Source organism: Chamaesiphon sp. OTE_8_metabat_110, from assembly GCF_031382685.1.
GTDB lineage: Bacteria > Cyanobacteriota > Cyanobacteriia > Cyanobacteriales > Chamaesiphonaceae > Chamaesiphon.
This window is the reverse complement of sequence record NZ_JANMZA010000644.1, coordinates 1-8,324: the sequence shown is the minus strand read 5'-3', so window position 1 is coordinate 8,324 and position 8,324 is coordinate 1. Positions and strand designations below refer to the sequence as shown.

Genomic DNA, 8,324 nt, shown 5'->3' with positions numbered 1-8,324 from the left:
GGGGGCGTCAGCCTGCCGTTGGAGACAGGAGCGCCACAGCGAGCCAATGCCGATCTCGTGGACACTGAGTCACCAATCGATATTAAGTCGCTACTAGAGATGATTTCCGAGGATTTGTCTAGTGGACTAATGGCTGACAATCCATCGGGCGAACTCAGTGGCGATCTGTGGGCTAAACCCGTGTGGAATCTCCAGCAAACGATCGCCGCCCATAGCGACTGGGTGCGCTGCTTGAGTTTCACCCCTGACGGTACCAATCTCGTCAGCGGTAGTTTTGATAAGACGATTAAATTGTGGCAGCTAGCTACCGGAACGGCGCTTCAGACCCTCAGAGATCATCAAAAAGGCGTATTTGCCATAGCGGTAAGTGCCGATGGCAAGCTGCTCGCTAGCGGCAGTTGGGACGAGCTAATCAAACTATGGAATTTGGAAACTGGTACCCTGCTCGAAAACTTAACTCAGCATCAAGCTTCCGTCCGATCGCTAGCAATTAGCCCCGATAGCCAAACCTTGATTAGTGGTAGCTTCGACTGCACGATCGTCCTCTGGAATTTACCCGATGGCAAAGTCGCCACCACCCTGACCGATACCGAGCCAATCGCGGCAATCGCCCTGAGTACCGACGGTCGCATTTTAGCTAGTACTGGCGACAATGGCACTGTCAAGATCTGGTCGCTGGCATCGGGTCTAGCGATCGCCCAATCGAGCGGCAATCAACATTGTATCGGTTCGCTGGCGATCGACCCCGACGGGCAGACGATCGCCGCTGGCACTGTCAATGGCTATATCGTCTTGTGGCAACTCCACCAGCGCGATCGTGCCGCACCCCAAATCGAGCTAATGCAGACGATTAAAGCGCATGCCGGACAAATCAATGCGTGTCTATTCAGTCCTGACGGTCAATATCTGATTACTGGGAGTGTCGATGGCAAAGCGAAAGTCTGGTATCGGGGCGCAGATCTGCGCTTTGGCGACAAAGCCAGAAGTATCCTCAAAGGCGATCCGGGTCGCTCGGTCATGTCGGTCGCGATCGCGCCCCACAGCCGCTTAATTGCGATCGGTGGTGCTGATGGTACGATCCAACTCTGGGAAAGGATCTAAGCAATAATACTGAAGCATACTTTGTATGCTAAATTGGTATGGTAACGGCCCCAAGTAGTCTAGTAGATGCGATCGCCATTGCTAGTTCGACCGGAGCAATCGAGCGCTTGCTGCGGTTATCTACGTGTTATTACTAAAAATGTGCGGTTTGCTGCCATCCATACGCGATAATTACAGAGAAATAGTCGCAATGGTTGCCGATTTGCCGATCGTCGGGAATAATACTAAAGACACTGCCATTGAACTTCTAAACCAAATTAAATTTCAAAATTTTAAATTATGCGAATTTTAGTCACAGGTGGTGCTGGGTTTATTGGTTCTCATCTGCTCGATCGACTCATGAAAGAGCAGCATCAAGTTATTTGCTTAGACAATTTTTATACGGGAACTAAGAGTAATATCAGCAAGTGGATGTCCGATCCCAACTTTGAGTGGATTCGGCACGATGTTACCGAACCAATCCGACTAGAAGTAGACCAAATTTATCATTTAGCTTGTCCGGCTTCGCCCGTTCACTATCAATACAATCCGATTAAAACGGCTAAGGTCAGTTTCTTGGGCACATCAAACATGCTCGGACTTGCTAAACGGGTAAAGGCCCGATTTTTATTAGCTTCAACTTTCGAAGTTTATGGCGATCCCGACGTGCATCCGCAGCCAGAAGAGTATCATGGTAATGTCAACCCGATCGGGATCAGGTCTTGCTATGACGAGGGCAAACGGATCGCTGAGACGCTCAGTTTTGACTATCATCGCCAACATGATGTCGAAATTCGCGTCGCCAGAATCTTTAATACCTATGGCCCTCGGATGTTAGAAAATGATGGTCGGGTCGTGAGTAATTTTATCGCCCAATCTCTCCAAGGCAAAGCATTAACTATCTATGGCGACGGCAGCCAGACTCGCAGTTTTTGTTATGTGACAGATTTGGTTGATGGCTTGATAAAATTGATGAACGGCGACCAAATTGGGCCGATCAATCTCGGGAATCCCGAAGAATATACGATCGCTCAACTCGCCCAAAAAGTCCGCGATGCGATCGATCCCAGTCGCGAAATTAGCTTTAAACCATTACCTCAAGACGACCCCAAACAGCGCAAACCAGATATTACTAAAGCCAAAACTTTATTAAATTGGCAGCCGACTGTTTCGCTAGAAACTGGCTTAGCTCAGACAATTGCTGAATTTAAGCAGCGCATTCAAGTTCAGCAAGAATGCCAATCGCGATAATTGCCAGCGCGTCAGTGAGGATGGAACTGCTACCCGCCCAGCAGATCGGATCGCGGCAGCTAGCTTTTGGGAAGAGTACATCAACATCCACCAACGATAGATATACGTTTACAAAGTCACAATCACATTTGGAGTAAGTCAAAATGCGTGTTTGTACGATCGGAACTGGTTATGTCGGTTTAGTAACAGGAGCATGTTTGGCACATATCGGGCATGATGTCGTCTGTGTAGACAATAATCCCGCTAAAGTGGCATTGATGAAATCTGGACATTCACCAATTTACGAACCTGGATTGTCAGAAATCATGTGTGCAGCAATGGCTACAGGTCGATTGCAGTTTACTACAGACTTGAAGATGGGCGTCGAGCATGGCGAAGTGTTATTTATTGCTGTCGGTACCCCACCCCTGCCCAATGGCTCTAGCGATACGCAATATGTCGAAGCTGTCGCTAAAGGAATCGGACAACATCTCAATGGTGAGTATAAAGTTATCGTTAATAAATCGACAGTCCCGATCGGTTCGGGAGATTGGGTGAAAATGCTGGTTCTCGATGGTGTTGCCGCCGAGCGTGCTAAGCAGCCGAGCTTAGTCGGTGGGGATAGTCGTCAGCCTGATGTGGATCGGTTATCCGTACCGAAGTTTGATGTGGTCAGCAATCCAGAATTTTTACGAGAGGGTTCGGCAATCTATGATACACTCAACCCAGATCGGATTGTTTTGGGCAGTAACAGTCATCAAGCGCTCGACCTGATGCTAAGTTTATACGCACCAATTATCGATCGCCAACACACGGAAGACCCCACGCTACCACCTGTCGCCGTATTGACCACAGATTTAGGCTCAGCAGAAATGATCAAGTATGCCGCCAATGCGTTTTTGGCAACCAAAATCAGTTTTATTAATGAGATTGCCAATATCTGCGAGCGCGTCGGTGCTGATATTAATCAAGTATCTAAAGGTATCGGCCTAGATTCGCGGATCGGCAATAAATTTTTGAATGCTGGCATTGGGTGGGGTGGCTCTTGCTTTCCCAAAGATCTCGCCGCACTCATTCACACTGGAGCTGATTATGGCTACGATGCCCAATTACTCAAAGCAACTGTCACAGTCAATCAACAGCAACGCACGCTGGTAATTCAAAAACTGCAAAGTTCGCTCAAAATCCTCAAAGGTAAAACCATCGGTTTACTCGGTCTGACTTTTAAACCCGATACTGATGATTTGCGAGATGCACCCGCTCTTGATATAATACAAACGCTGATCGAATTGGGTGCCAAAGTAAAAGCATACGACCCAATTATCTCCCCTAAATCTGCACCCAATCCCTATCTAGCTAATGTCCATCTAGTAGATAGTCCGCAGATGTTAGCGACAGACAGTGATGCACTAGTTTTAATGACTGAGTGGTCGGAATTTCAGGAAATAAATTATCAACATCTAGCCCGACTAATGCGATCGCCGTTGCTGGTAGATTGCCGAAACTTCCTGCCCTCAGCACACTTAATGAAAGCCGGATTTCAACACATTGGGATCGGTTGTTAAATGTCTAACTTACCCAGTATGCTAATTTGGCAGTGCTGGGTAAGAGGTCTCGATTTAAGAGCAGATTAATACAAAATCCTAATTGAGCTTAATACTTAGCAAAAAATTATAAGATTCTTAATTTGAACATACTTTATATAATACGACTATTTCAACTCGATCGCTTCAGCCATTTGGCGGTTCATTGCCCACTCGTGCTATTAAATAGTCTTTGACCATGAAAGAGAGCTTTCCTGAATTTAATCCTCCCAGACTAGCGCCGTCTCCCATCGCTCAACGCCCGAATGGGTTGACCGAACCTCGACCGGAAGAGGGGATCGGGATCGGGACAATCTTGAGCGGTTTACGGAAGTATTGGTATGCCTCATTGCTAACTACTACACTAATGATGAGTGTAATTGGTTATGTAACTTGGAAACAAGTCCGGATTTATAGATCTACTGTCCAAATCGCGATCGATCTCAAAGGTGGTAACAGTTTTGCTGAAAAGCTCGCTGGCGGTAGCGATAGTGGTGGACAATCAGAAGATCGGACGATCGCCATTGAGACGATTACCCAATCGTTGAGAAGTAAAAGCATGATCCAGCAAGCCATCGTGCAGATTCCCGATCCCAAATTGCGCCCATCAGTCGCCCAAGTTTTACAAGGATTGTCAATTCAGTCGAAGCCCGATAGTAATGTACTGACTGTCAGCTATGTAGCGTTATCGCCGAATGAGATCGTCGCCGTACTCAACGGATTGAGCAAAGTTTATATAGACTATAGTATCCAGACCAAGAAAGCGCGGACTAATAACTCGATCGAATTTATCGAATCACAACTACCAGCCTCTCGCAAGCGGCTAGAGAATTCGGCTTCTCAAATCGAGCAGTTTCGGATTAAATATCGATTTGTCGATCCTGCTACTTCTGCGGGCGCGCTCGATGGCTATCGTCAAACGATCGTTTCCAAAATTAATGAATCGCGTTCGGTTTATTACCAAACTCAAAAGCAATACGAAGAATTAAAGAAACAGCTTGCCTCGGTAGGTTTATCTTCAGAAGGTAACTTGAGTACCACGATGCTCACTCAAGATAGTGGCTACCAAGGACTATTTACGCAGCTCAAAGAATTAGAATTCAAGTACAACCAAGAAAGCGTTCGCTTTAGCCCTGAAAATCCCCTAGTTATCTCTCTTAAAGAAAAACGCGACAGTGTACTAGTATTGCTCAGAGCGCGAGCGCAGCAAGTACTCAAACGCCGAGTAGACGATACAGAACTAACTCAAGGTGGTATTGCTAACTTCGCCAATAGCCTAGCTCAAAACTTAGCCAACAAACAAGCGGATCTAGAAACTAGTTTAGTCGCTCAAACCGCTCAGGCTCAAAGTTTGGACGCAGTATATCAACAAGTTCAAACTCAGATCGCTCAATTACCCGGACTCCAAAAGCAATATACCGAATTGCAGCGGGAATACCAAATTGCCTCCCAAGAATTGACAGCATTCTTGCAAAAAGTCCAAGAGTTAAAAATCGTAAACGCCGAACAAGTGGTACCGTGGCGATTATTAGATCCGCCAGAATATCCGAATTTTCCCATGTCGCCAGATGTGCCGCGTCAGATGGGACTGGGCGCGATCGGGAGTATCTTAGCAGGTATCCTGGTATCGGTAGGCTTGAACAAACTCGACGACCGAGTTGACAATCCCGATAGCGTTAAAGCGATGACGGGGATGCCGATCTTATCACTGATCCCGAGAGTAGACGATCTAGAGCAATCTTCCGCCGCGCGTGGCGGTACATTTCTCCAAACAACCAAAGGTAAGAGTAAAGATTATGCTTACTGGAGTTTTATTGAATCGATTCGGACTTTAGCTCTAGGCATCGGACTCACATCCGATCGCGACGACAGGCAATCTGGTAAAGTAATTGCCATGACATCCTCTTTACCTAAAGAAGGGAAATCGATAATTGCTTTTCATACCGCCAATACTCTCGCCGAACTTGGGTATCGAGTACTATTGATCGATGCGGATATGCACAAATCCACAGTCGCTCAGCTCTGTGCTACCTCGCCCTTATTCAATCGCGATGATTGCGATAGTGAAGACGGACTCAGCGATGCGATTGTTGGCAGTCGGGAGTGGAAAGATTTGCTCAAAATCAGTCCCGAATCCAAACTGCATGTCATGTTCTCTGGCAAACAAACTGTCAGTTCGATCGTCTTATTTAATTCACCCCGACTGTTACGATTGATGGAAGAATGGCGGCAAGAATATGATTATATTCTGTTTGATACGCCGCCAATCGTCGGTGTGAGTGATACTCGGTTGTTGTCGAGCTTAGTTGATGGATTGGTATATATTGTCAGCTTGAATGTCGCTCAAAAACAAATCATCGATCGCGGTATCGATATTATTTCTTCGATCAAAACGCCTGTATTAGGACTCGCCATCAACCGAGTTGAAAACCATCATTCTGGCTACAATAAATACTATCAGTACTATCATGCCGCCAGTGAAATCCATCAAAAAACGGATAAGACTAAAGTACTCAATCCAGAAAAGGAAGGAGTTGAAGTTTAGATCTAAGCTCATCCCCCTCCTAAAAACCTAATTAATAATTAATAATTATTAATTATTAATTAATTTAAAATAGGCTTGAGAGCCACTAGGCGTCGGCGACATCGTTTGAGCGCCCGGTTGCCAATCTACCGGACAGACTTCTTGAGGATGAGCCTGAACGTGTTGAATTGCTTTGAGGACGCGCAAGGTTTCATCGACACTGCGACCGAATGAGAGATTGTTGACAGTGGAGTACTGTAAGATTCCGGCTCGATCGATAATAAATAGCCCCCGTAATGCCGCACCTATATTCGGATCGAGTACGTTATACGCGGTACTAATTTCTTTTTTGATGTCGGATACTAAGGGATAATTAATATCACCTAAACCGCCCATTTTGCGCTCGGTTTGAATCCAAGCAAGGTGCGAAAATTCACTATCGACCGAGACACCTAAAATATCGGTATTTAGAGCTTGAAACTCAGCATAGCGATCGCTAAAAGCAATGATTTCAGTCGGACAGACAAATGTAAAGTCAAAGGGGTAAAAAAATAAGACTACATATTTGCGATATCTAGACAACTGGACTTGCTGAAATTGTCCATGCACAACCGCAGTTGCTGTAAAGTCCGGTGCAATTTGGCCTACTCTCAGGCAGCTTTCAGAGTAATTATTCATATATTTATTTTCGATCTAATTTAGATTTTGCGGATAAAAGTTAAGAATTATTTACAATTTGTGACAGATCGGGCACTATTTTTGTGCTTAGGGACTAGCTACTCACAATTTTGCTAAGTTATTTAGATTCGCGATATCTACATGTGACAAAAATGCTAGTGTGGAAAATATCGTCTTCAATTGCCCGTAGGCTACTGTCAGCCAGAATCCAACATCCCTTAAAATCTAGAATTGTCAGTTAGCATGGGTGTATTAACACATTTATCATTATTCGTCACCGACCTCGACCATACGCTCGTGGGGGATGATGAATCGCTAGAGCGACTAAATCAAGTCCTCGATCGCTATCGTCAGGACTTGGGAACTAAGATCGTTTACGCGACGGGTCGATCGCGAGCATCTTACCAAGAGCTGACGAAAACTCGATCGCTGCTAGCTCCCGATGCCCTGATTGCCGCAGTCGGTACCGAAATTTACATGGGTAATGTCCAAACGCCCGAGCCAGAGTGGGTAAAAAAGCTCAGCGTGAATTGGCATCGCGATCGAATTGTCGAAATCGCCAGTCGCTTTGCCGATCTAGAACTTCAGCCTTCAGCCGAACAACGACCTTTTAAGGTGAGCTATTATCTATCCCCGAGTGTCGCCGCCGCAGTAGTTCAACAGATCCAAGAATTACTCGCTCACAGCTCGCTGGATGCTGAAGTTATTTATAGCGGTAGTAGAGACTTAGATATTTTGCCCAGCAAGGGCGATAAGGGTACCGCCGTCCAATTTTTGCGCGAGCGTTGGCAGATTGCGCCGGAGCAAGCTGTCGTATGTGGCGATTCGGGGAATGATATTTCCTTATTTAAATACGGTCGAGAACGGGGCATCATCGTCGGTAATGCTCAGTCAGAGCTGCGATTGTGGCACGAACTCCACCCGATCGACTACCATTATTTAGCCGTCGCTGAGTATGCGGCAGGAATCTCAGAAGGGCTTAAATATTTTCAATTTGTTGAATAATTATTCACAATCCGGCTGCATGTGGGTAAATTAGAGAAAACTTGACAATATCGACCAACTGTTGTCTGGTAACGATCGCTCCCCTAAGCGAGCGAACTCCTCCTTTGGGAGGAGCTACAACAGGATCGCTTTCATGTAAAGTTCGATTGAGACCCGAGGGGCTACCCGAGCGCGTCAAGACAAGACAGCGGCTCGCAGCCGGGAGGTTCCCTCTCTTGACGCAC

At 46.1% G+C, this 8,324-nt stretch carries 5 protein-coding genes and 1 pseudogene; 5 read left to right on the top strand and 1 reads right to left on the bottom strand.

What is annotated here, in order from left to right; translation table 11 throughout:
- From RMO52_RS23325 to RMO52_RS23310, 4 genes and pseudogenes are all read left to right on the top strand, one after another.
- A pseudogene (locus tag RMO52_RS23325) lies at positions 1–1,101 on the top strand (WD40 repeat domain-containing protein); the annotation flags it as partial.
- A 279-nt stretch (positions 1,102–1,380) separates the two neighbouring features.
- A complete protein-coding gene (locus tag RMO52_RS23320; RefSeq protein WP_310419107.1) occupies positions 1,381–2,331 on the top strand; it encodes an SDR family oxidoreductase in 951 nt (316 codons plus the stop codon).
- Positions 2,332–2,474: 143 nt separating this feature from the next.
- A complete protein-coding gene (locus RMO52_RS23315) occupies positions 2,475–3,875 on the top strand; it encodes a UDP-glucose/GDP-mannose dehydrogenase family protein (RefSeq protein WP_309743312.1) in 1,401 nt (466 codons plus the stop codon).
- A 217-nt stretch (positions 3,876–4,092) separates the two neighbouring features.
- Positions 4,093–6,438, top strand: a complete 2,346-nt coding sequence (locus RMO52_RS23310) for an AAA family ATPase (protein ID WP_310419104.1) — start codon at positions 4,093–4,095, stop codon at positions 6,436–6,438.
- A gap of 48 nt (positions 6,439–6,486) precedes the next feature.
- Here RMO52_RS23310 and RMO52_RS23305 read toward each other — a convergent pair whose 3' ends face one another.
- Entirely contained in the window at positions 6,487–7,095 is a 609-nt protein-coding gene (locus tag RMO52_RS23305; RefSeq protein WP_310419101.1) for a peroxiredoxin, read from the bottom strand.
- Between the two features lie 231 nt (positions 7,096–7,326).
- On the opposite strand from RMO52_RS23305, the gene RMO52_RS23300 reads away from it, so the two are divergent.
- Positions 7,327–8,100, top strand: a complete 774-nt coding sequence (locus tag RMO52_RS23300; protein WP_310419099.1) for a sucrose-phosphate phosphatase — start codon at positions 7,327–7,329, stop codon at positions 8,098–8,100.
- The last annotated feature ends 224 nt before the right edge of the window (positions 8,101–8,324 follow it).